Source organism: Moritella sp. PE36, assembly GCF_000170855.1.
In the GTDB taxonomy this organism is placed as follows: domain Bacteria; phylum Pseudomonadota; class Gammaproteobacteria; order Enterobacterales; family Moritellaceae; genus Moritella.
This window is the reverse complement of record NZ_ABCQ01000004.1, coordinates 1-23,633: the sequence shown is the minus strand read 5'-3', so window position 1 is coordinate 23,633 and position 23,633 is coordinate 1. Positions and strand designations below refer to the sequence as shown.

16 protein-coding genes are annotated in these 23,633 nt (G+C 40.3%); 10 read left to right on the top strand and 6 right to left on the bottom strand.

Features of this window, described 5'->3' with window-relative positions; all coding sequences use genetic code 11:
* Positions 1-7: 7 nt before the first annotated feature.
* A complete protein-coding gene (gene ilvA, locus PE36_RS04025; protein WP_006030683.1) occupies positions 8-1,525 on the top strand; it encodes a threonine ammonia-lyase, biosynthetic in 1,518 nt (505 codons plus the stop codon).
* Here the strand turns inward: ilvA and PE36_RS04020 are convergent.
* From PE36_RS04020 to PE36_RS04010, 3 genes are all read right to left on the bottom strand, one after another.
* Complete coding sequence (locus tag PE36_RS04020; RefSeq protein WP_006030682.1) at positions 1,494-2,384, bottom strand: LysR family transcriptional regulator; 891 nt, start codon at positions 2,382-2,384, stop codon at positions 1,494-1,496. The genes ilvA and PE36_RS04020 overlap by 32 nt on opposite strands.
* A gap of 743 nt (positions 2,385-3,127) precedes the next feature.
* Positions 3,128-3,496, bottom strand: a complete 369-nt coding sequence (locus PE36_RS04015; protein WP_006030681.1) for a VOC family protein — start codon at positions 3,494-3,496, stop codon at positions 3,128-3,130.
* Between the two features lie 64 nt (positions 3,497-3,560).
* Positions 3,561-4,262, bottom strand: coding sequence for a YafY family protein (locus PE36_RS04010; RefSeq protein WP_006030680.1), 702 nt, complete (start codon positions 4,260-4,262; stop codon positions 3,561-3,563).
* Positions 4,263-5,119: 857 nt separating this feature from the next.
* Here PE36_RS04010 and PE36_RS04005 point away from each other — a divergent pair.
* Positions 5,120-5,503 (top strand): TipAS antibiotic-recognition domain-containing protein, encoded by a 384-nt coding sequence (locus PE36_RS04005; protein WP_232286522.1) that lies wholly within the window; start codon positions 5,120-5,122, stop codon positions 5,501-5,503.
* 336 nt (positions 5,504-5,839) lie between these two features.
* Here PE36_RS04005 and PE36_RS04000 read toward each other — a convergent pair whose 3' ends face one another.
* Positions 5,840-7,036, bottom strand: coding sequence for a multidrug effflux MFS transporter (locus PE36_RS04000; protein WP_043993891.1), 1,197 nt, complete (start codon positions 7,034-7,036; stop codon positions 5,840-5,842).
* Between the two features lie 117 nt (positions 7,037-7,153).
* On the opposite strand from PE36_RS04000, the gene PE36_RS03995 reads away from it, so the two are divergent.
* On the top strand, positions 7,154-8,104 hold the full coding sequence (locus PE36_RS03995; protein WP_006030677.1) for a LysR family transcriptional regulator: 951 nt from the start codon (positions 7,154-7,156) through the stop codon (positions 8,102-8,104).
* A 57-nt stretch (positions 8,105-8,161) separates the two neighbouring features.
* Here PE36_RS03995 and PE36_RS03990 read toward each other — a convergent pair whose 3' ends face one another.
* Positions 8,162-8,371: a DUF2798 domain-containing protein gene (locus PE36_RS03990; protein WP_043993889.1), complete on the bottom strand. Its 210-nt coding sequence runs from the start codon at positions 8,369-8,371 to the stop codon at positions 8,162-8,164.
* Between the two features lie 109 nt (positions 8,372-8,480).
* Between PE36_RS03990 and PE36_RS03985 the strand changes: the two genes are divergently transcribed.
* Together PE36_RS03985 and PE36_RS24960 are read left to right on the top strand one after the other, a co-directional pair.
* Positions 8,481-8,954 carry a LysR family transcriptional regulator gene (locus tag PE36_RS03985; protein WP_043993887.1) on the top strand — a complete coding sequence of 158 codons (474 nt, stop codon included), beginning with the start codon at positions 8,481-8,483 and terminating at the stop codon, positions 8,952-8,954.
* Between the two features lie 9 nt (positions 8,955-8,963).
* On the top strand, positions 8,964-9,365 hold the full coding sequence (locus PE36_RS24960) for a LysR substrate-binding domain-containing protein (RefSeq protein ID WP_006030674.1): 402 nt from the start codon (positions 8,964-8,966) through the stop codon (positions 9,363-9,365).
* Between the two features lie 140 nt (positions 9,366-9,505).
* Here PE36_RS24960 and malT read toward each other — a convergent pair whose 3' ends face one another.
* Positions 9,506-12,217 carry an HTH-type transcriptional regulator MalT gene (malT, locus tag PE36_RS03975; protein ID WP_006030673.1) on the bottom strand — a complete coding sequence of 904 codons (2,712 nt, stop codon included), beginning with the start codon at positions 12,215-12,217 and terminating at the stop codon, positions 9,506-9,508.
* A gap of 440 nt (positions 12,218-12,657) precedes the next feature.
* On the opposite strand from malT, the gene PE36_RS03970 reads away from it, so the two are divergent.
* From PE36_RS03970 to PE36_RS03950, 5 genes are all read left to right on the top strand, one after another.
* The gene (locus PE36_RS03970; protein ID WP_006030672.1) at positions 12,658-15,114 is read left to right on the top strand and encodes a glycogen/starch/alpha-glucan phosphorylase; all 2,457 of its coding nucleotides are present in this window, start codon (positions 12,658-12,660) and stop codon (positions 15,112-15,114) included.
* Positions 15,115-15,132: 18 nt separating this feature from the next.
* Positions 15,133-17,313 carry a 4-alpha-glucanotransferase gene (malQ, locus tag PE36_RS03965; protein WP_006030671.1) on the top strand — a complete coding sequence of 727 codons (2,181 nt, stop codon included), beginning with the start codon at positions 15,133-15,135 and terminating at the stop codon, positions 17,311-17,313.
* Between the two features lie 17 nt (positions 17,314-17,330).
* Positions 17,331-19,268 (top strand): 1,4-alpha-glucan branching protein GlgB, encoded by a 1,938-nt coding sequence (gene glgB, locus PE36_RS03960; RefSeq protein WP_043993884.1) that lies wholly within the window; start codon positions 17,331-17,333, stop codon positions 19,266-19,268.
* A gap of 220 nt (positions 19,269-19,488) precedes the next feature.
* A complete protein-coding gene (locus tag PE36_RS03955; RefSeq protein WP_006030669.1) occupies positions 19,489-20,958 on the top strand; it encodes a carbon starvation protein A in 1,470 nt (489 codons plus the stop codon).
* 824 nt (positions 20,959-21,782) lie between these two features.
* Positions 21,783-23,444 carry a response regulator gene (locus tag PE36_RS03950; RefSeq protein WP_083797972.1) on the top strand — a complete coding sequence of 554 codons (1,662 nt, stop codon included), beginning with the start codon at positions 21,783-21,785 and terminating at the stop codon, positions 23,442-23,444.
* The last annotated feature ends 189 nt before the right edge of the window (positions 23,445-23,633 follow it).

The window sequence follows — 23,633 nt, the reverse complement described above, 5'->3', positions numbered from 1 at the left end:
AGTCAGCATGCAAATTCAAATAATAGAATCCTATTTCAACAAAATTGTAACATCTCCTGTTTTCGACTACCTAAAACCAACACCAGTAGATCGGTTAGTAAACCTATCTAAACAAACTAACAATGACATTTATTTAAAACGTGAAGATCTACAAGATATTAATTCATTCAAAATACGAGGAGCATATCAGAAGATTATATCGCTTCCTTTAATACAATTGAATCGAGGTGTTGTTGCCGCGTCTGCTGGTAACCACGCTCAAGGTGTCGCGAAAGTCTGCAAAGAACTTGGTACAACAGCTACGATTGTTATGCCAGATACGACTCCTAAGATAAAAGTCGATGCAGTGAGAAGTTATGGAGCTAATGTCGTTTTACATGGTGTTAACTATGATGAAGCATATCGTTACGCATATAATTTAGCTGATTCTCGTGATCTAAGTTTAATTCATCCATTTGATGATATTGAGGTTATTTGTGGTCAAGGGACCATTGGTCTGGAGTTCGCATCACAAGTTGAACAATTGGACTACCTATTTGTACAAGTCGGTGGTGGTGGCCTCTTAGCTGGGTTAACCATAGCGATGAATACGCTTAGTCCATCAACAAAAATTATTGCTGTTGAGCCTGAAGGAGCACAGACTCTGGGGGTATCTCTGAGAGCAAAAGTAATATCTAAATTGGATAGTATATGTTCATTTTCAGATGGAGTCGCTGTAGGACAAATAGGAAAACTACCTTATGAGATATGTAAAGATGCTATTGATGATCACATGACAGTCTCTAAAGATGAAGTATGTTCAGCAATTCAGTATATCCATGAAGATACACGTGCTATTGCAGAAGGAAGTGGTGCAGTAGGCTTAGCTGGTGCATATAAATACCTTAAAGATCATCATATAAAAGGTAAAAAAATTGGCGTTATTTTATCAGGTAGCAACATGAATTTTCAAAAACTCGAATATGTTGCTCAGCGGTGTAATTTAGGGCAAAAAAAAGAAAAATTGGTGTATTTAACCATTCCTGAAAAACAAGGTGAGTTAATTAAATTAGTGGACCAACTTTCAGAGGTGGATATCACTGAGCTTAAATACAGGAAATCGGCTTCAGAGCAAGCCAACATAATGGTAAGTTTCAGCTCTGTTGACGACACATCGTTAGTTAATTCAACATTAGATCTTTTACGAGAAAATGGTTACAAAGCGCTGGATATGACGGATTCAGATGTAGGGAAATCTCATCTTAGATTTATGATAGGTGATTCTAACTTAACTACATCCAAAAAATCTGAGAAATTTTATAGGTTCGAGTTTCCTGAAAAGAAAGGGCAGCTACTTATAATTTTACAGCATATATATTCAAATGTAGACTTCACTGCAATAAATTATCGAAAAGATGGATCGAGTTTTTGTAGCTTACTACTTGGTATTGAGGCAAATTACAAACCTTGTGTACAAGAGTTTTTAGAAAAATACTCTTGTACAATCAGTGATGTTACTCTCCCTCAATCGGAGTTTGTCGATTAAATAGATTGCTTAACCCGTCGGCAAGTCGTTCATCTTTAAAACCTTGTCGACCAATCAAATAAATATCTATATCCCAAAGTTCAGGAAAACCATCATTTGAGCCAAGTACGACCAAATCATCCGTATGCATACTATCGAGTATGACACCTACGCCAAAACCGAATTTAATTGCTTCTATATTTTGTGTCCAGCTGAATGACTCAAACATAATTTCATGTGGTACTTGGAGAAGTGCAAGTGCGTGATCTAGACTTGCTCGTGGTATGCACCCTTCGTGGAAAGATACCAAAGGTAAAAAGTCAATAAGGTCAACATTAATCCTTTCTTTACTAACCCATATTAGCTTTGAAGTATAAAGGAACCTGCCTTCGTACAATAGGGGAGTGTCCGTGGATACCTTTAATTTCTTATGAAAATAAAGGTCAATGTTTCCATTAGAAAATTGCAATTTATGGTTTGAGTTTTTATCCACAGTGAATGTAACCATACGGCCCACAAAATATGACAATAGATAATTTTGTAACTTGATAATTTGATTCATTGAAAGGTCGTCGGGAATACCAACCCTAACAACTTCTTTTGTTGCGTTACACAGGGTATTGACACGCTTTAATATGTCAATCGCATTGATATAGACTCCTTGCGCATTTTCAGTCCTATCTAAATTTTTTCCAGCGCGTCGAATAAAAAGCTCTTGTCCAATGGTTTCTTCAAATTTTTGGAGTGTTAATGTTACTGCTGATTGCGTTTTAGCGAGTGTATGGGTTGCACTTGTAATGCTTCTTGTCTCATAAACACACACGAAGCATCTTAATTGCTCTAAGGTGATTCCATTTTTACGTAAAAACTGTCGTTCCATGTACTACCTATAACTCGATTGCGTTCATCAAATATAAACGGAGGATTGATTAGATTAACTATTGTTTTGAATCATTAAAATACACTAAATATCTCTTATTTGGTATTCGAAAATATTGTAATTAACCTCGATTAGGATTATGTTTTCCAAATTAAGGAGGTGTACAGTACTGCCCTATACCATTTATCTGGACGAGAACTGATGGTATTACGTCTAAAAATGGGGATAGCTAAGTAAATTTGGGAAATATTGAAGGTGGTAACGACGAATAAGCCCAAGATAATAGTTCTTGAAATTACGGAGATGTGACATGCAATAATAATGGTCAGTATTTCTCAGCGAGACAGACGACTTGCCTCATTACGCTTGTGTTAACCACTTTAAATTATTATTTTTCCACTTATGTATGAATTTTTAAAGAAATCATCGATATCACAGAATAAATCTATTAATTTGTTCAAAGCTAGCTTTAGTTCAATTTCTTAACCATACTTTCAATAATGCGAAACGTCTTATTTAAAGCATAAGCTCTAAGCCATTTATGTCCATCAATGGCTTAGGGTGATCACTTTAAGCCGAAACTGCCCCATTTCGTATATGCTTCAACTCATCAATTATATGTTCATATCGGTTTGCCATACATTTGTTCATGCGATGATTGTGAGTTGCTTTTCACATAACATAATTTACAAGAATGAACCGAAAATAGTGGCCAATATTACTTAGCCACTGCATATCGTTCTTTATTTATTCTGCGTAAAGACCCTAATTCGATGTCCATCTGGATCAATCGCAACAAATGTAATACCAAAAATCAACTCTACAGGAGTTTGAATGAATTTAACTCCTTTGTTTTCCCATTGCTCGTAAAGGTGATGTAATACTTTTGAATTATCTACCATTAAGGATAGTTCTGTACCGCCACCAGTAATATGAGCTTTTGGAGAAACTTGTGCGAGTTGTTTTAACTCAACGCTAACCCCATCGCCTAATGAGAAAGAAATAAATGTTGGCGATAAAACTTCACCGTCACATTCAAAAGTATTGGTGTAAAAATTTTTGCTGATTTCAATATTTTCGACATAAAGAACAAAGGAATCGATTTTAAACATATAAGTTCCTAAAAAGTACAACTGATTGAGTTAGTAATATAATGAATGTGAGTGACAGTTTTTGTCAGTAGCGAATTTCTTTCTCACTAATGCCTTCTATTTCCTGCCATTTTTTCAGTAAATTACGACGATTAGGTCGGTACTTTTGCTCAAGGGACTGCCACAGTTCTATTCTATCTAGCCTAAAATTACGAAATGTATCTCTTGTCTCACACCAAGCCACTAGAACATAATGGTACTGGAATAAACCTATAAGAATAGGCCATATTATCCGTGAGCTAGGATTTCCTTGAGAATCTTGATAGTCAATCTCAGCTTTATACTGATGTTTGATGGCATCTCTAATATATGATAGTTCTGTCGTTAATTCTGGTACTTCAATGATAGAAGCTACACGCATGATATCCGCGCTTCGCTTCACAATGTGATTTTCTGGTAATACTGATGAAATTTTAGCAATAGCGTTTTTTGCGGCTTTATTCAACTCACCATTAGCCTGTTTTCCAACCCAATCAGCTCCTAACAGGAGAGCTTCTAACTCTTCTGCTGAAAACATTAATGGAGGTAGCGTAAACGTCGGTTTCAATACGTAACCAAGGCCAGCTTCGCCTTGAATCTCCGCACCTTGTGCTTGTAATGTCGCTATATCACGGTAGATAGTACGAACACTTACACTCAGTTCTTGAGCTAAGTGTGCTGCTGAGACAGGGTATTTATGACAGCGTAACAGTTGGAGTAAGTCAAAGAGTCGTTGGCTTCTAGACATGAAATGAATCCATTAAAATAAATAGGAAGGTTACTGTATTGGTAACGGTGTACAGCTTAAGATACATTTTAAGTAATGCAACACTATTCTTTAAAGCTTAAGCCCTAAGCCGAACTTGCCCCTAAGTGTGTTAGAGCAGTTACTCATTCTCAATACATTTATGTCGATTTACCCTACACTTTCTCATGTGAGGAATTTGTCATATCACAACAGCACACGCGAACCCTATTGTGAGTTCAATTATGATCCAGCCTTGGTTAGATTAGATATTATGCAAAGGCTATCTCCCTCCTATAGTGACTTGTATCCCATATTACAAAAACATTAGAAACAAGCATTTCAATTAGAATCGACGCGAAAGGGATATTCACTAAGACAGCGCAAAATGAACCATCCAGAATTATGGGTTAAAATTGGTTTTAAAGGGATAAAATAAGCGTTAGAGAGGACTTTTTACCTGAGTAGTGAAATGACTGTTAAGGCAAGTTTAAAATGTCACTAAAGAAAAAGGACCTTTAAAAGTGGTTTCGATATATTTATGAAATTGACATTGGTTGTTAATTTGTAAGGCTTGCAATATACTGCGGCTACATCCAGTTAATACTTAGTTAACACTTTGTATTAAATCTAATTTATCTATTATAGGAGGGATTTTTGATGATTGTATCTAACACTAACTGGGCTCGCAGAAAGTTAGTTCTTTAATTTACTTTCTTCCCTGCCCGGTATTATAACCGGGGTCTAATATTAACTTCTAAAGCTACTTTTATTCATTTGTAGTGTTTAGGGTTAATAGTTACCCCCTAATGAATTTTTGTTCAGGCGTATCTACATTTGTTGCGTCAGGGGTACTAATTATGAATATGAGTAAATTAAGTAAAGAATATTTAAATAAATGTCGTGTAGCTCTTAGTGAAGAACAAGCTCAAAGTCTTTCTAATAGTAATAACTGGGAGCATGTTGAGCGTGATAAAGTCCATAAAGATTGGGATACACTATATAAAGAGCTAGCAACATATATTGATATAGCGAAGTGTAATAGTAATAAGGTTCAAGGGATAATAGAAAAACATTATCAAATTGCTTGTCGCTTTTACACGCCTTCAAAAGAGGCCTATATTGGTATGGGGATTTTTTACCAAGAAAATCAGGATATGAAAGTATTTCACAATACATACCATCCCCAAATGGTCAATTTCCTTGCTGATTCGATATCGGAATTTGCGATTAAAAAGTTATAATATCACATAGATAGTTAAGTCGCGGGTAACTTCCCGCGACTTAAGATATCTAAATAGCTCTAGCCTGCCCGTCGAGTATCAAAACAGGATTAACACTTGTAGTTGTATAAACCTGGCCACAAGCTACGAGGTTGCATATATGTAACAAACGGCGACAAACCAATTTATAGCCGCAACCACTCACAATATACTCATATCGATTTGCCATCCATTTGCTTATGCGAGTAACGTAGAAAGTTTCTCACATCTAATAATTTATAAGAATGAATCAAAAGCGGTGGCCAGTATTACTTAGCCACTACAATTACCTTCTACAAAATGTGGTTGTAGTTTTGCTCAATTTTCTTGAGGTGTATGCCATTTATTACCTAGCTTTGATAAAAATAGAATTAACCCTGGGATAAATAACCACATATGTAATGTTAATAACAACGGGGTGGTTAACTCAAGACGTTGCGTCAAGCTCACCATTGCCCCAGCGCCACTCATTTGAAACAAACCAAGCAATGCGGCAGCTGTTCCTGCGCGGTCACCAAACGGTGCTAGAGCCTTACCTGCAGAGGCCCCAAAAATAAATGCAAAGCCTAACGAGGTCATAAACGTTGGTATCATAAAAGCCCATGCTTGTTGGATGCCACTCAAGTTAAGCATCATAGCCCCGGAAATAACCAAGATAATTAATCCCGCATATAGGGTACGGCGAGTACCTAGTCGGTCCATAAATTTAGGTGCTATTAAACATGACAAAATATTCAGAACGGCGTTAATACCAAACCATACTATAAATTGGTTCATATTTAGTCCTAACGTCGTCATTAACCACACCGGTGCTGATGTAACATAAGCCAGAATTACAGCCATAGCTAGCATGCATAACGTTGCGTGAAATAAAAAAATCGGTTCACGCAGTATTGAGAAATAACGTGAAAAACTGAATAAGGTTTCTTCTACATCGGTATTATCTGGGCGAGTTTCTTTGAAGTGTAATACGACAAAGATACCTGCAATGACAGAAAAGCCTAACATAAAGCTAAAGTTAGAACGCCAGCCAAAGTGATGTGTCAACCAAGTGCCGAGGAGTGGTGCTAATACTGGAACACAGCAAATCGCACCATTAAGGTAGCTGATCATACGACCGCTCTTTTCTGGGCCAAAGCTGTCACGCACTGCTGCAAATGCTGCTACCGATGTTGCACAAGCTCCAAACCCTTGTAACAAACGAGCCATCAATAGCAAGTTTAGAGTATCGGCAGTATACGCCAAAGCTGAACTCAAAGCGTAGATGAGTATGCCTCCTAATGCGATAGGACGGCGTCCAAAGCGATCAGCCAATGGGCCAGCCAATAATTGTCCAACTCCCAGGCTAAACATAAACCAGGTCACGGTATCTTGTAGCCGAGTAACGTCGACAGAAAATGCTTCAGCCATTACAGGTAGTGCTGGTAGATAAATGTCAATGGCCAAAGGATTAAACAGAACGAGAGTAACCACGAGGGCAACAAGTCGAGTATTAGTAGAAATTGAAAATCTCACATCATTTTCCTAAAAGATTATAATGCTGATAATCTAAATCCTTGAAGATATGAATAGAAATGGTTTATATTCAGCATAGTTATTTCACTATGGAATATCTTTATTTTATGAGGTTTTATGTCTTTTGATAAGTTGGCACGACTCGATCTTAATTTGTTAGTGTGTTTGTATATTTTATTAGACGAATGCAGTGTAACTCATGCTGCCGATCGCTTGCATCTAAGCCAATCTGCAGTCAGCAAAAGCCTCAATAGATTACGCGAACAATTTGATGATCCGTTGTTTATTCGTTCCGCATATGGTATTCAGCCGACTCAATACGCCCTGGATTTAGCACCACAACTTGAAGCTCTGCTATTTAATATTGAGCAACTAACGGCGCCGAAGAAATTTGTTCCAACAACGAGTCAGCGACGCTTCAAAATGGCAGTGGTTGAAAATGTCTATGCACTGTTCTTACCGCAATTTCTTGGTGATATTTTTGCGGAAGCTCCCAATATTATCCTTGATAACCAAAGTTGGGATAGTGAGACATTCGAACGCTTACGAAATGGTGAGCTTGATTTTGGTATCACAGGTAAAGATCTCAATCCACAAGATGCGATACTTACCTTAATGCCGCCAAAAGGTATTCATTGTTATGAACTGTGCCAAGACTCTCAAAGTTGCCTGGTTCGCAAAAATCATCCATTACTCAAGCAAACTTGGGATCAGGATAACTATTTACGTCAACGGCATATACAAGTTCGAAGTCTGAAAAATGACCGCTGGTTGTTGGATTACAAATTAGCGGAAAAAGGCTTAACCAGAGATATCGCGATTTATGTTCCTGATTTCAATAACGCGGCAAACTTATGTACTCATACCGATTTTGTTTTGACCGCTCCGAGCCACTTTGCTCGTGATATAGCGGCACAGCTTGACCTAATTATTTTACCGTTACCAACACCACTCCCTCTTATGGCTTACACTCTATTTTGGCATCAAAATAAAGATAAGGATCTTGGTCACAATTGGTTACGTGAAATCATTATTCGTCGTTGCAAAGGTTTGTCTGTTAATGAATAGCCTTCCATCATCTTACTAAGATGATGGTGCCGAAGAGCTTAGGGTTCGTGTGCAGAGCTACCCTAAAACTTTATGTGTAATGCGTTGTGCTAGGGGGGAAATAATAAACGAAATAACGCCAGCTGCAGGCCATGCTAACAGGAATGCATTTCCCCACATGTTTAAAAAGTCAGGTGTCTTTCCTAGATTGATATACGTTACCCACAATGTCATTAATGAGGAAAGGAAAAATGACATTATTACAGTAAACAAAATACGTTGCTTCATACTAAATACCTCGAAGATGTTAATGATTGATGACAAGTACTATATTTTGTAGCGATAATGATATCTAGACCTTAATTTGGGTTCATGAAACCCATATATGGAATTGAGTATGTTTGATGATATTTCGTTATTTATAGCGGTTGTGGAAGCTGGTAGCCTAAAGTCAGCCAGTGAAAGTTTGAAAATCCCGGCATCTACCGTGAGTAGACGTATAAAAGCATTAGAAGTTGAGTTTGGCTGTAAGCTATTGAATAGAAGTAGTCACAATTTTGAAATGACGAGAGAAGGGCATAAGCTTTTTGACAACGCATACTTCCATGTAAACTCGGTTGATTCGATTATCAATGAAATTCAAAACGATATATCAGGAGACAAAGGCCACATCAAAGTACTTGCTCCAACCAATTTGGTTGCCAGTTGCTTGCAAAGATATATGTCTTGTTATTTGCATCAAAGCCCTGAAATAGATTTGGAGCTGGAATTAAGTAATACCCTTACCGAATTCTATTCTTCCAATGCTGATTTTGCTATTAGAGTTGGTAAACAAAAAGACTCAGATCTTACCTCGCTTAAGTTAGGCTGAATAGAAACCATGCTTGTTGCGAGCCCTCTGTATATAGAGTCCCAAGGCATGCTAGCGCAGCCCCAAGATCTTGACGACGCAGACATAATTATTACAGACCCTTTGACAGCTTCATGGGAGTTATTTGAATGTGCTAATACGAACAACCGAGTAGTCTTCAAACCTAGAAAAAGCAAAATATTGGTTAATGATCTACAGGTTGCAAAGCAGTTTTCAATGAGTGGGTTAGGCATCACGTTGCTACCATCAACTGAGATAAAAGAGGAACTCAAAAATCAGCAATTGGTTCGGGTTTTACCAAATTGGCAAGGTGCAAGTAGAGATGTTTATGCCGTTTGGTATAGACGACAGCTATTGAGTTCCAGAGCCTCGAAATTAATTGATTACTTGAAACAGAATGTTGATTTCTAATGTGGGTTTATAGTCGGTGTTACTCGGTGTCATTAGCCTGTAAAATATAAAAAATAGTCCGATTACCATAGAAAAAATGCTAACGGTACCATGTTAGATCGGCCGCTAGCATTTAAGTGCATTAAGATTATGAGTACGGATTAATAACCTATCATCTTCAATAAGTTCTCTGCAGTTTCAATCGCCTCTCTACGATTAGCAATATTCAACTTTTGATACAGATTACGAATATGGGTTTTGATGGTCGTAGAAGCCACATCTAACTCTATCGAGATCTGTTCATTGCTGTAACGCGAGTAAATCAAGCCAAGTACTTGCCATTCTCGGTGGGTCAGGGGGCTGGTACGAATTAACTCTGGTACATCTTGGTTGTTCAACAGTTTATGCACAAAGTCTTTATCAAAATAAACTGCGCGGTTGTGACGTTTTATCGACATTTCAGCCAGTAGTTTTTCAGCACGATAACGTTCTAACTCAGCCATACCACCTTGTTTTAATAAGCTGTTAAGCAATTCCGCAATCACTTTGGCGTCAATCAAAAAATCACAAATTGAGCTGGTGGTATTGGCCAATGTCAGTGCGGTTTTTAGCTTGTCTAATGCTTGGGCTTGCTCACCTGATTGTCCGTAGAGTACGGCTTCGAGCGTGGCATTTTTTTGCTGTTCGAAGACCAGTTGATGGCTTGTCGCTGCTTGTTGTAAATGGGTTAGGGTCTGCAGTGCCTGCGTATAGTTTTCTGTCAGTATATAAGCCCGTGCCAGATTTCGCCCGTGACTCTGGGTAAAGTGATTACAGGCATTATCTGCTACTGGTTTGCTTTGTGCTAACCAGTGTTCAATCGCTGTATTGTTGCCTTTTGCTTGCCAGTATAACAATTGCGAAAAGTTAGCATTGGCTACCCAGTCGGCATGGTAATCTGATTGGTCGATAAGCTCGCCACACAGATCTATATAACGACCGGCTTTATCCAGTTCGCCACGGGCAATATGTACCCGCGCTAAGATGGCATACGATTGTAAATATTTAGATTGGCAATATTTCGGCAGTACATTTAAGCCTTTATGGGCGAATTCCTCAGCAAGATCTAGGTGATTCCAACGCCAATAGATCTGACTGCGAATGCGTTGCAAAAACTCATAGAGCGGCAGCTGTTGTAAGTGCTGTTTATCCGCCAGTTGGTCGGCATTGTCGAGTAATTCGAACGCCGATTGGATATGACCTTGGGCAATCAATATCTCACTTTGTTGTAACAGGGCCCAAAGTGCTTGCGGGTAAACATGGTATTGACGTGCCATGCGTTCTGCTTGTTGCATCATCGACAGAGCACGAGCTAAATGGCCGAGTACATGGTTGACTTCACCGATCACCGACGTGGCGACAATTCGACTGCGATAATTACCGGGGTCCAGCTGTTCTAAGGCATTTTCAGCCAGTTGTAAGGCCAGTTCCGGGTTGTTTTGATTCATTGCCACTTGCGCACGCAGGGCGTTGAATTCGCCTTGTTGCGCCAAGGTTAACTCTATATTACGCTGTTTTAATTCGATTAATGCCTGCGCCAGTAAATCACCGACTTGATCATAACTGTGTTGACTTTGAGCTAACCAAGCGCGTAATAACGGTAGGCGCGGGCTTTGGTATAAGGTATCAGGTTGCAACAGACTAATCGTGGTTTCTAAGTTTGCTAGTTCACCCTGATTAAACATGTGCCAGCCGTGTGCTAATAAGATATCGGCGGTTAACGTATTGTCTTTGGCACGCTGGGCATGGAATAAGGCTTGTTGAGGATTATCATGTTTTAACCAAGCGCGCGCAGCATCTTTATGTAATTGCTTACTCGACTGCGCAAGCTTGGTATGGCGTTGGTGTTTTAAAAAATCAGAAAACAGATTGTGGAATCGATACCAGTGTTGCTCACCTTCGAGCGAATGCAGGAACAACCCGTGTTTATCTAATGATTCTAATAAGTTATTTGCCGCTTCATTGTCAAAAAATTCGGTGATCAAGCTGGTATTGAAAATGGTAAATACCGAGCATTGCATTAAAAATACTTGTAATGGTTTGTCTAATAAATCAAAAACTTCTTCGGCCAAATAATCCCAAAGATGAGATTGCTTGATCTGCGAGATCCATTCTGTCGATTCAGCGACACTGTGTTTTTTCTGTTTTGCTTGCAAGGCGATTAATTGTAATGCCGATGGCCAGCCTTCGATTTTTTGTTGTAATTTTTGGATCTCGGCATCGCTCATACTACAGCCAATGCGCTGTTCAAAAAATTGCGCTATTTCTTGGTCATCAAACGCTAACAATTCACTGTCGAGTTCAATAAGGAGATCGCGAATGCGCAAGTTAGCGGTATTGAGCGGCGGTAAAGTACGACTAGTAACGACTAGGGTGCAGTTTGCGGGCATGTATTTAAGAAAGAAACGTAACCCTTCATGGATCTCGTCATTATTAATACAGTGATAGTCATCTAACACCAGATAAAATTCACTTTGATAATTCGCCAATTCGGCAAACAGTTCACTAAATAAATTAGGCAGCGAGCTATATTGGCGACGTTCGGCCAGTGCTTGCGAATTGATACAAGCTTGCTCGGTGACTTTGTTAATGGCTTGAATAAAATAGTTCACAAAGCGAAACGTATCGTTATCGGTTTCATCGATATTAAACCAACCTACCTGGCTGTGGTCTTTGAGCCATTGCGCTGCCATGGTAGTTTTGCCATAACCCGCAGGTGAACGAAATAAGACTAATTTATTAAACGCCGCATCTTGAAGGTGACCTAAAATCCGCGTGCGGGAGATAGAATTGTGTAGACGAGTTGGGCGATTTAATTTTGATGTAATCCACATAAGTTGTTCTTATTTGTCTGAGTATGAAGGCGAGATCGCGTCTTACTGCTTTTTCACTTAGTTATTATTTAAACAATAACTAAGTAACAACTAAATAGTACCTAATTATGATTGGAAAAACGGTGATAAGCCCATTGTTTGTTTCACTTTGTTACATTCAGGTAAGCAAATAATACGCTTCACATCACTTAAATATGCTCATCCTCCCCCATAAACTGCGAACTCTATCACGCCAGCCTAGAAGTCGACACGTCTACGCCTACGCTACTCCTCCTTTAATTTGTCGGCGTAGGAGGATGTTGGCGTTTACGGATTAGGGCAAGATTTATCACATTGACTTTTTACTTAATTTTATAGTTAACGTTATCTAACTTTAACTTCAACTTTGAATTTTTGGTTTAGTCACAAAACCGAATACAGCATAAAGATTAGGATGTAAGATGAAATCGACAGTAAATAAACGCTTTAATAAAACAGCATTCCAGGCCGCGGTTAATAAATACCTAGTAACAAAATTAGTCACCTCTCCAGAGCAAGCGGATGCCCACACGTGGCGCTTAGCGATGGAGTATGCGCTAGCCGAAACCACAACCATGAATTTACTGGCGACAGAGCAAGATCCGAAAATCAAAAATGCCCGCAGTGTTAACTACTTATCATTAGAGTTTCTGATTGGTCGTCTTACTGGTAATAACCTCATTAGCATGGGATTGTATGAAGAAGTGACAGTAGCAATGGCTGAGTTTGGTCAAAACCTGACTGACTTATTAGAAGAAGAACGTGATCCGGCATTAGGTAATGGTGGTTTAGGCCGTCTTGCCGCTTGTTTTATGGATTCACTGGCAGCCGAAGAATACCCTGCGGTAGGTTATGGCCTACATTATGAATATGGCCTGTTTAAGCAAAGTTTTAATGACGGTCGTCAACAAGAAGCGCCGGATGTATGGCGCGATGAAACGGGTTACCCGTGGGAAGTGATTCGCCCGGAACTAGCACAAAAAGTCGGTTTTTACGGCAAGGTAGAAGAGTACACAGATAATGACGGCCTAAATCTACGTCGTTGGTTACCGGGTTTACACGTAGAAGGCGTGGCGTGGGATTTACCGATTGTTGGTTATAACAATAACTCCGTGTATCCACTGCGGTTATGGGAATGTCGTGCGCCAGCGCCGTTTAACCTTGAACGTTTTGACGAAGGTAATTACGTTGCAGCGCAAGCAAGTCATATACAGGCGGGTAACCTGACCAAAGTATTATACCCAAATGATAATCACGATAAGGGTAAAGAACTGCGCTTAATGCAACAGTACTTCCATTGTGCTTGTTCTGTGGCGGATATTTTACGTCGTCATCAAGCCGCGGGTCATTCGATTCTGGATTTAGCTAAGTTAGAGTCAATTCAACTTAATGACACACATCCAACAATTGCTATCCCTGAGCTATTGCGCATATTGCTAGATGTACATAAATTAAGTTGGGATGATGCCTGGGCGATCAGTTCAAAAACATTTGCTTATACCAATCATACCTTGTTACCTGAAGCATTAGAAACCTGGGGTGAGAGCTTGATGAAGACGTTATTACCCCGTCATATGGAGATCATCTTTGATATCAATTTACGCCTAATGGGGCAAGTAGCTGACAAGTGGCCGGGTGATGTTGAGAAGTTGCGTAAGCTGTCAATTATCCAAGAAGGGGACGAACGTCGTGTGCGTATGGCTAACTTATGTGTCGCCAGTACTTATGCGGTCAATGGTGTTGCTGCGATGCACTCTGAGTTGGTTAAACGTGATTTATTCCCAGAGTTTAATGAGTTGTTCCCGGGGCGATTACACAATGTGACCAATGGTGTGACACCACGTCGTTGGTTGAAGTTCTGTAATCCAAAACTGTCAGCGCTAATCAGCAGTAAGATTGGATCTGGTTGGATCAAAGACCTGGATCAGCTGCAAAAATTAGAAAAATTTGCTGACGACAGTCAATTCCAAACGGACTTTATGCGCGTTAAAAAAGCCAACAAACAACGTTTAGCAGATTGGGTTGCTGAAAATATGGGGCTCACGATTAACCCAGATGCGATCTTCGATGTGCAAATTAAACGTCTACATGAATATAAACGTCAGCACCTTAATTTATTACATATCTTGTCGCTGTATCATCGTTTAATTAATGACGCTGATTTCAAAATGCAGCCAAGAGTGTTTATTTTTGCTTCAAAAGCAGCGCCAGGATATGAGCTAGCTAAAGAAATTATCTTTGCAATTAACAAGGTAGCAGAAAAGATTAACAATGATCCGCGAATCGGTGATACCTTGAAAGTGGTATTTATGCCTGACTATCGAGTCAGTCTCGCTGAAATAATTATTCCGGCTGCGGATGTGTCTGAACAGATATCAACGGCGGGTAAAGAAGCGTCGGGAACTGGTAATATGAAGATGGCTCTGAATGGTGCATTAACTGTCGGCACGATGGATGGTGCCAATGTTGAGATCCGTGAAGAAGTCGGTGATGACAACATTTTTATTTTTGGTCTTAATGTTGATGAAGTGCAAGCACTGCAGGCGCAAGGTTATAACCCCTACGATTATTATAACTCAGACAGATTACTGCGTGCGTCGCTGGATCTGCTGGCGGGTGATGAGTTTACGCCCGGTCAACCAGGCTTACTTAATGCGACACGTCATAGTTTGTTAGAAGGCGGTGACCCGTACCTGGCACTGGCTGACTTTGCCGATTATGTGCGAGCGCAAGCACGTATTGATACGCAGTATGGTAACCAAGAGGGCTGGGCTAAAATGGCAATTTTAAATACCGCACGTAATGGCAAGTTCAGCTCTGATCGTAGTATTCGTGATTATGCTAACAACATTTGGCAACTAAACGCGGTTAGCCGTTAAGTATTCATGGAGGGTAAAATGGAACAAATTAATGTGCTGAAACAAGTTGCTGCACAAGCGGGTATCACAGATAGCTATACCAATGCTTGGGGTAACAATGAAGTAGTTTCCGATGATACGCTAACGCGCCTATTAGCTGCGCTAGGTTATGACACTGAATCTGAACAAACGCTACTGGCGTCGGCGGATAAAAAACATCAAACGCCAATCCTAGCCGCGGTGAAAGTGGTTAAAAAAGGTGAGCCCATTCATATTGAACTGAATTTGGGGCTAAGCGCCAGAGTCAGTGATTTTAGCTGGCAGCTAGAGACGGAACAAGGTGAGGTTGTTGAGGGGTATCTGCAATCGCAAATTGTCACCGATACGCGTGGTGACGGCGGGGTGCTTACTTTTTCTTTACCCAATGATCTTGCCTTGGGTTATCACAAATTACAGGTATTACGCCGTCGTCGTAAATCGCCTTATGAAATGACACTCATCGTTGCACCCAAAGCGTGTTACAAACAGCCGTCGATTGAACAAGGCAACAAGTCTTGGGGCCCAAGCGTGCAGTTGTATACTCTGAAAACCGATCATAACTGGGGTATCGGTGATTTTGGCGACCTGAAACAGCTGGTGGCTGATATTGCCGCGCGTGGTGGTGATTTTGTTGGCTTAAATCCAATTCATTCTTTATTTCCAGCTAATCCTGAAGGTGCGAGCCCATACAGCCCGTCATCTCGCCGTTGGTTAAATCTGTTATACATAGATGTGTCTGCTGTACCTGAATTTGCCTTGTGCTCAGCGGCGCAAGAGCGTGTCGGTAGCAATGAGTTCCAGCAAGCTTTACATGCTGTTCGTGCTACTGAATGGGTTGATTACAGTGAAGTATCACGTTTGAAAATGAGCGTATTACCGCTGTTATTTACTGAGTTCCAACAACGTCATTTAGCGAAAAACAGCCAACGAGCACAAGATTTTGCTGCGTTTGTGGCGAAAGGTGGCAATAGCTTATTACATCAAGCAAGCTTCGATGCGCTGCATCAACAGCTGCACGACAAAGATGATAGCGTATGGGGTTGGCAAGTATTTCCTGCTGAATTACGTGATATCAATAGCGATGCAGTACAAGCGTTTATTAAACAAAACCAGCCTGCGATTCAGCGTTATATGTACTTGCAGTGGATTGCGGATGAGCAGATCGCCGATGTGCAAAAATTTGCCTTAGCACAAGGGATGAATATGGGCATTTATCGTGATCTTGCTGTTGGCGTTGCCGATAGTGGTGCTGAAGTATGGGCGGATGACGGTACCTTATGTCAAGATGTTAGCATTGGCGCACCACCCGATGTATTAGGGCCTTTAGGACAGAATTGGGGGTTGCCGCCGCTTAATCCAGCGCAGTTAAAAGCCACGGGTTATGATGCCTTTATTCAACTATTACGTGCCAACATGCAGCATTGTGGTGCCTTGCGTATCGATCATGTATTAGGACTATTGCGTCTGTGGTGGATACCAAAAGGTGAAAATGCCACATCTGGCGCTTATATGTATTATCCGGTGCAGGATATGTTGTCTATTTTGGCGTTAGAAAGTCAGCGTCACCAGTGCGCGGTGATTGGTGAGGATCTTGGCACCGTGCCTGATGAGATCGTGAGCTTGTTAAGTGACGCGGGTATTCATTCTTACAAAGTATTCTTTTTTGAAACGGCAGAAGATGGTGGCTACTTCTCACCTGCACATTATCAACCGCAATCAATGGCCACATTGTGTACCCATGACATGCCGACATTGCGTGGCTTCTGGCATTGTGAAGATCTTAAATTAGGTCAAACGATTGGATTGTATCCTGATCAAGCACAGCTGAATGGTTTGTTTGATGATCGTAGCAAGTCGAAACAAGAAATACTCAATAGTGTATCGTGGCACGGTAAACTGGCGGAATCGGTGGGTCGCAATGCCGACTATGTGCCGATGGACCAAGCACTGAGTAACAGCTTACAATTACATTTAGCGGCAGGCTCAAGTAGCTTGTTGAGTTTACAGCTCGAAGACTGGCTAGCCATGGATAAGCCTGTTAACGTACCAGGAACGGTAGATGAATACCCGAATTGGCGTCGTAAACTATCAGCAACATTGGATGACATGTTCAGCTGCCCGAACGTTAACTATTTAACCGCAGAGTTGACTGCTGCCCGCGCGAAAGCCAGCCGCGAGTAATGAATAAAGGAATTTCAATGAAGTTGGTTTCTAATGTGGCCGTGATCCACAACCTTGACGCGTATCCTGGCTTGATGCCAAGTATGGAAACATTACACACGCCAAAATTAATGCATACAGAGATGGGGGCGCAATGCGTCAGTTTCACTCATGCAGGCAAACAAATATCCGGTGTCCGTTTTTTAATTTTTGCCCCGCATGCCAGTAATGTCAGCGTGATTGGTGACTTTAATGACTGGAATACTAACGATCATGCTTTGCGCCAATTGGACGCTGGCTTGTGGGGAGTATTCATTGCGGACTTAAACGTTGGTGAGCGGTATAAGTTTGCCATTGTGGATAGTAATGGTAAGAGCCTGCCACATAAAGCCGATCCATGGGGGGCACATGCCGAGCAGTACCCTTCATTTGCTTCCTTGGTGTATCAGCAAGACAGCTATCAATGGCAAGATGATCGCTGGCAACAACGTGCTGTTACCGAAAAACACAAACAAGCATTATCATTTTATGAACTCCATGTCGGGTCTTGGCTGCGAGATGAAAACGATGCGTTTTTAAATTATCGTCAATTAGCAGCAAAGCTGATCCCGTATCTACAAAAAATGCATTATACCCATGTTGAATTGATGCCAATTTCAGAACATCCGTTCTATGGTTCTTGGGGTTATCAACCGATTGGACTGTTTGCGCCGACCAGTCGTTTTGGTCACCCTGATGACTTTAAATTTTTTGTTGATCAGTGTCACCAAGCTGGCATCGGTGTCATCATCGATTGGGTACCTGCGCATTTCCCTGCCGATGATCACGGTTTAGCCAATTTCGATGGCACGGCGTTATTTAATGATCCCGACCCGAAACGTGGCTGGCATCAAGACTGGCACAGTTATATTTATGACTGTGGTAAAGATCATGTACAGCGATTTTTAGTATCGAATAGCTTGTATTGGTTCGAGCAGTTTCATGTCGATGGTATCCGCGTTGATGCTGTTGCATCTATGTTGTATCTGGATTATTCGCGTAATGATGGCGAATGGATCCCTAACTGTGATGGCGGCAATCATAACTACGATACCATCAAGGTATTAAAGTGGATGAATGAAGAGATTTATAACCACTTCCCTAATGCCATGACGATTGCAGAAGAGTCGACGGCTTACCCTGGGGTATCGAAACCGACTTTCTTAGGTGGCTTAGGTTTTGGTTTTAAATGGAACATGGGCTGGATGCACGATAGTCTAAACTACATGCAGGAAGAGCCGATTAACCGTAAATACCATCACGATACCATCACGTTCCCGTTAGTTTATGCATTTAGTGAAAACTATGTATTAGCCTTATCCCATGATGAAGTGGTTTATGGCAAAGGCTCATTATTGGGTAAAATGCCCGGTGATGAATGGCAGAAATTTGCTAATTTACGGGCTTACATGGGTTATATGTATGGCCAACCGGGTAAAAAGCTCAACTTCATGGGGGCTGAGATAGCGCAATCACGCGAATGGGATCATGATGCCGAATTGGATTGGGCGTTATTACAAGATCCTAAAAATGCCGGTGTGCAGCAGTTAATCGCAGATTTAAACCAGTTGTATCAAAGTGAAACGGCCTTGTACCAACTTGATTGCGACCCAGCCGGTTTTGAGTGGCGCTTACAAGATAACAACACCGAAAGTGTGTTAGCCCATGAACGTATTAGCGAGAGTGGCGAACGTATTTTGGTGATCAGTAACTTTACGCCCATACCAAGGGATAACTTCCGTCTTGGTATTCCGAATGCAGGTCGTTATGAACTGTTATTAAATACCGATGCTGAGTATTATGCGGGTAGTAATTATCCGGTAGTCAGCAGTGCTGATAGTGAGAAAGTGCAGAGTCAGGGGCTGAGCGATTCGTTACGCTTAACGTTGCCGCCGCTGTCGACGGTGTTTTATCGCTGGCACAACATGACCAAATAAGTGCTCGTTTTAACTATAATATATTAATCAAACCAGTCTTGTACTGGTTTTTTTTATTGATAGCGTAAGCATAATTATTGTTTATGGTCTTTTTAGTTGAGCGCAAAACACGACATAGTGCACGGGAATACCTATTAAGGGTTGATAACTTTTAGCTTGGGTGTAAGTTTATGACATTAATAGCAAAAGCTTTTAACTTCACAACATGGATGACCTTTAAATGCTGATTTTCTTTATTTGTATTGCAGCCTTGCTGCTCGCTTACAAGTTTTACAGTCCCTTTGTAGAACGCCAAGCGGGTATCGACCCTCTCGCAAAAACACCCCAAGCTCGCTTTGCAGATGGCGTGGATTATGTTCCCGTTCACCCCGTTAAAGCCTTCCTTATTCAATTTCTTAATATTGCCGGAGTAGGCCCTATTTTTGGCCCTATTTTAGGCGCGTTATATGGTCCTATCGCATTAGTGTGGATTGTATTGGGCAATATTATTGGTGGTGCAGTACATGATTATTATTCTGGTGTACTCAGTATTAAAGAAGATGGTAAAAGTTTACCGGAAATTGCAGGGCATTATTTTAATGTCTACTTTAAAGGTGTGATGCTCGTTTTTACTGCGATGCTGTTATTCTTTGTTGGTGTCGTGTTTATTATGAGCCCAGCAGGTCTGTTAAGTAATTTATCTTATTTTGAAGATACATTCTTGGCTAATAATGTGTTCTGGGTATTAGTGATCTTAGCTTATTATTTCTTAGCAACCATGTTACCGATTGATAAGATTATTACTAAATTGTACCCAATTTTTGGCTTGTTAATGATCGTAATGACATTATCTATGGCTATTGCATTAATATTTAGTGCGCCACAGTTACCTGAAATCGGTGATATATTCGCGTATTTCGATCACAGTCATTACAACAATGATTTGTTAGAACCGAACCCTGATGGACTACCTGTTTGGCCATTACTATTTGTGACTATTACTTGTGGTGCAATCAGTGGTTTCCATTCAACGCAAGCTCCGATTATGGCTCGCTGTTTAACTAATGAGAAATATGTTCGCCCAGTCTATTATGGCGCGATGATGTGTGAAGGTATTGTTGCTTGTGTATGGGCATTAGCGGGTATCGCGGCATTCCCTGGTGGTTATGTGGAACTAAAAAGTGTCCTTGATGCGGGTGGTCCAGGTTTGGTTGTTAATCAAGTTGCGACCACATATCTTGGCGCTGCTGGTGGCATTATGGCGATTATTGCCGTGGCGATTTTCCCGATCACCTCAGGTGATACGGCATTCCGTTCTTTGCGTTTAACGATTATTGATGCATTTAAAATCCCACAAAGTATGCGTAATCGTTTATTAGTTGCGGTGCCAATCCTCGTCATTGCTTACTTCATGACTAAAATTGATTTCTCACTCATTTGGCGCTATTTTGCATTCTCAAATATGCTACTTTCTACCAGTGTATTGTGGTTAGCAACCAAGTATTTATTTGATCGCGGGGCGTTCCACTGGATTGTTAGTTTACCTGCTGTTGTGGGCACCAGTATCACGGTGTCGTATATCGTGACGGCTGGTATTGGACTTGGTTTACCACACGAAGTGAGTCAACCTGTGGGTATTGCGGTTGGTGCAATTGGTCTGGTTGGATTAGTATTGATGCACTCTAGACGTAAACCTGCGATGAATAACTAAGCATTCGTTTACAGGTTAACGATAAAGGCTGCATTGTGCAGCCTTTATTATTTATGGGGTAGTTGCTTGAGCAGTGTTACCGATTCTTTAGGGAAAGTACTTTCTCGCGTACTCTGCTGATTTAGCAAATAAAAATAGTGATGGAATGACAACCACAAAGCCTAAAGCAAAGATTAAATTATGATTTTCTAATAACTCGTAGGTCGAATACACCGCTATAAATAGCAATAAAGCAATATGCAATTTATGGAGTTTTGGATTGCTTATTGAAAATTTGCAGTACTTTCTAATCATAATCTCATCTTTTAAAGCCGTTTATATGTTCAGAATTATACATTAAATTACATATGCTTAAGCGTATGTGATCACATTAATGAGTAAATATGTATTCAGGAGTAGTGTTTATTTCACTTTATCACCTAAGTAAGTTGTTAATTCTAAATTGTTCGATGGTCATTAAGCTACTTAAACAAACCGCTTAATGTTTCCCTAAGTCATTACACTGGTTAAAGCTGAATACCGTTTTGTGGCAACCGCACCAAAAGCATTACTGGAGACTCAACAAGCGGGTATGACTGGTGATACACAGTTCGAGATGGTGCAACTATCAGCTAAATAGTAAAGTCACACTTTCACCGTGATATCACATACCGCTAACGCTTTATTTACTGTTAGCGGTATTTTTATAATAAAAACACTGTAAATCATAATAACATTAATTTTTTTGTGGTATTTTAATAACATATAGTATCTTATGTCCTATATTTAGTAAGGCAGAGTTTCATTTAATAAGGTTATTTTTCAAAAGGATTTTGGGGGGTAATGTGATAAATAAGAAAAAGATTTTAGTCATTGATGACTCAACTTTTAGCATATCTTTAATACGTTGGATGCTTAACAGTGCCGGTGTTTCGAATGATTTTATTTATAGTACTACTGACAGTTTAAAAGCCATCCGTTTATTGTCTCAGCATCGCTATGATGTGGTCATCTGCGATTACAACATGAACCATCACATTGATGGTGCGCTTATTTTTGATGAAGTAAAGCAGCGTAAGTTAATTGCACGTGATACGGTGTTTATTTGTGTTACTGGTGATAGTTCGGTTTCTGTAGTAACGCATTTTATTGAATTAGAACCCGATGATTATTTACTTAAGCCATTTTGTTCTCAAGAGTTTATTAATCGGATTGAAATCGTATTAGCGCGTAAAGCCGTCATTGCCCCGTTATTATCGGCAATGGACAATCAAGATTATCAATTAGTATTAAATTTATGTGATGGCTATCGCGCCAGTTTTCCGCAGTATGTCAATTATATTAATCGTATTTATGGTGATTGCTTATTGCGTTTAAAACGGCATGAGGAGGCCTTGGCATTTTATCAAAAATCCTGTGAAGAAACGGACTCTATTTGGTCTGAAATAGGCTTGGGGCAGACCTATCAATCGCTTGGTGATTTGGATAAAGCCGAGAATATTTTTAAGGACATATTAGCAAAGCATCCGCGCCAGCCTGTTGCTCGCCAAAGCCTTGCTGGTTGTATGATGATAAGAGATAAACTACCGGATGCGATTCATGAATTTAACATCGCACATAAAGTGAACCCTGCAAATCCCCATCGCGAGCTCATCCTTGCCAATTTATATACGGCGCTACAGCAACATGATAAAGCGGCGACCGGATTTCAACGTTTTATTACCAAAGTGGAAGAAACCAGCCGTTATAGCTACGGTGTTGCGATGAATACTTACGTGTCACTTTTACTTGCTAGTTTATATACCGAAGTAGATAAAGATCATGATGAGTTGGTGAGTCAAGCACAGTATAAAATTAAGGATTTTAGTGTTAAAGCTGAAGGGGATAGTGTCGCTGAGTTTAATTTATTAATAGGGCTTGGGATCCTTGCTTATATTAACGGCGATATCAAAAGTGCATTGATAGTGGTACATAAGCTGAATACTGCAGACAAACCCGTGGTGGACTTTTATACAGAATTGAATATTACCAGACTATATGGATTATGTGGGATCCCCGATCTGTATGAAAAGTCCGTGTTACGTGCGCAGGAACTGTGTAAAAATACCAATGATGATATCTTAATGTTAAGCCAGGTTAAGATGTTGGATGGTGCAAAACATGAAATTCAACAACGTTTAGAAGAAGGAAAAATACTGACGGAGAAAGCACAAAAAAAACGTCAGGAGAATGCGGCCAATCAAGCTATCTACTATGCCCATCAAGCTTTCCAGCGGGTCCCGTTTCATTATGATAATTGTCGTTTGATCATTGAGTTGACCGCGCTTTCCACCCCTTCTGAATCGCAATCAGAAACCAGTGTCCATGAACGTGAAAGTGTGCTCAAATCCTGTGATTGGATCTACGAAAATGATAACCGACCCACAACAGAACAAAAACGTCGTACACATGAACTGTTTAATTTAGCCATCGATAAATTGAACCTGAAGGAGCAAGTTCATGGCTAATGTTGGCTTGTTTTTAACCCTTTTGGGCTTTACTTAAACGCACTAAACTCGCGTTTTTATTGAGCAAATCTTTGAAGAAAGGATTACTGAGCAACGCTTGTAAATTACCTTTATAGAAGTTAATTATGGAGGCGGTTGGATAAGGTTCAAAGTGTAAGTCTGAAAGAAAGAAGCGATAGCGGGCACTCG

Excerpts from the sequence above, each read along its gene's own strand:
- PE36_RS03985 (WP_043993887.1), top strand. The coding sequence starts at position 8,481 with ATGTTTGATGATATTTCGTTATTTATAGCGGTTGTGGAAGCTGGTAGC.
- PE36_RS04020 (WP_006030682.1), bottom strand. The coding sequence starts at position 2,384 with ATGGAACGACAGTTTTTACGTAAAAATGGAATCACCTTAGAGCAATTA.
- PE36_RS03955 (WP_006030669.1), top strand. The coding sequence starts at position 19,489 with ATGCTGATTTTCTTTATTTGTATTGCAGCCTTGCTGCTCGCTTACAAG.
- PE36_RS03970 (WP_006030672.1), top strand. The coding sequence starts at position 12,658 with ATGAAATCGACAGTAAATAAACGCTTTAATAAAACAGCATTCCAGGCC.
- PE36_RS04015 (WP_006030681.1), bottom strand. The coding sequence starts at position 3,496 with ATGTTTAAAATCGATTCCTTTGTTCTTTATGTCGAAAATATTGAAATC.
- PE36_RS04010 (WP_006030680.1), bottom strand. The coding sequence starts at position 4,262 with ATGTCTAGAAGCCAACGACTCTTTGACTTACTCCAACTGTTACGCTGT.
- malQ (WP_006030671.1), top strand. The coding sequence starts at position 15,133 with ATGGAACAAATTAATGTGCTGAAACAAGTTGCTGCACAAGCGGGTATC.
- PE36_RS03995 (WP_006030677.1), top strand. The coding sequence starts at position 7,154 with ATGTCTTTTGATAAGTTGGCACGACTCGATCTTAATTTGTTAGTGTGT.
- PE36_RS04005 (WP_232286522.1), top strand. The coding sequence starts at position 5,120 with ATGAATATGAGTAAATTAAGTAAAGAATATTTAAATAAATGTCGTGTA.
- ilvA (WP_006030683.1), top strand. The coding sequence starts at position 8 with ATGCAAATTCAAATAATAGAATCCTATTTCAACAAAATTGTAACATCT.
- malT (WP_006030673.1), bottom strand. The coding sequence starts at position 12,217 with ATGTGGATTACATCAAAATTAAATCGCCCAACTCGTCTACACAATTCT.
- PE36_RS24960 (WP_006030674.1), top strand. The coding sequence starts at position 8,964 with ATGCTTGTTGCGAGCCCTCTGTATATAGAGTCCCAAGGCATGCTAGCG.
- PE36_RS03990 (WP_043993889.1), bottom strand. The coding sequence starts at position 8,371 with ATGAAGCAACGTATTTTGTTTACTGTAATAATGTCATTTTTCCTTTCC.
- glgB (WP_043993884.1), top strand. The coding sequence starts at position 17,331 with ATGAAGTTGGTTTCTAATGTGGCCGTGATCCACAACCTTGACGCGTAT.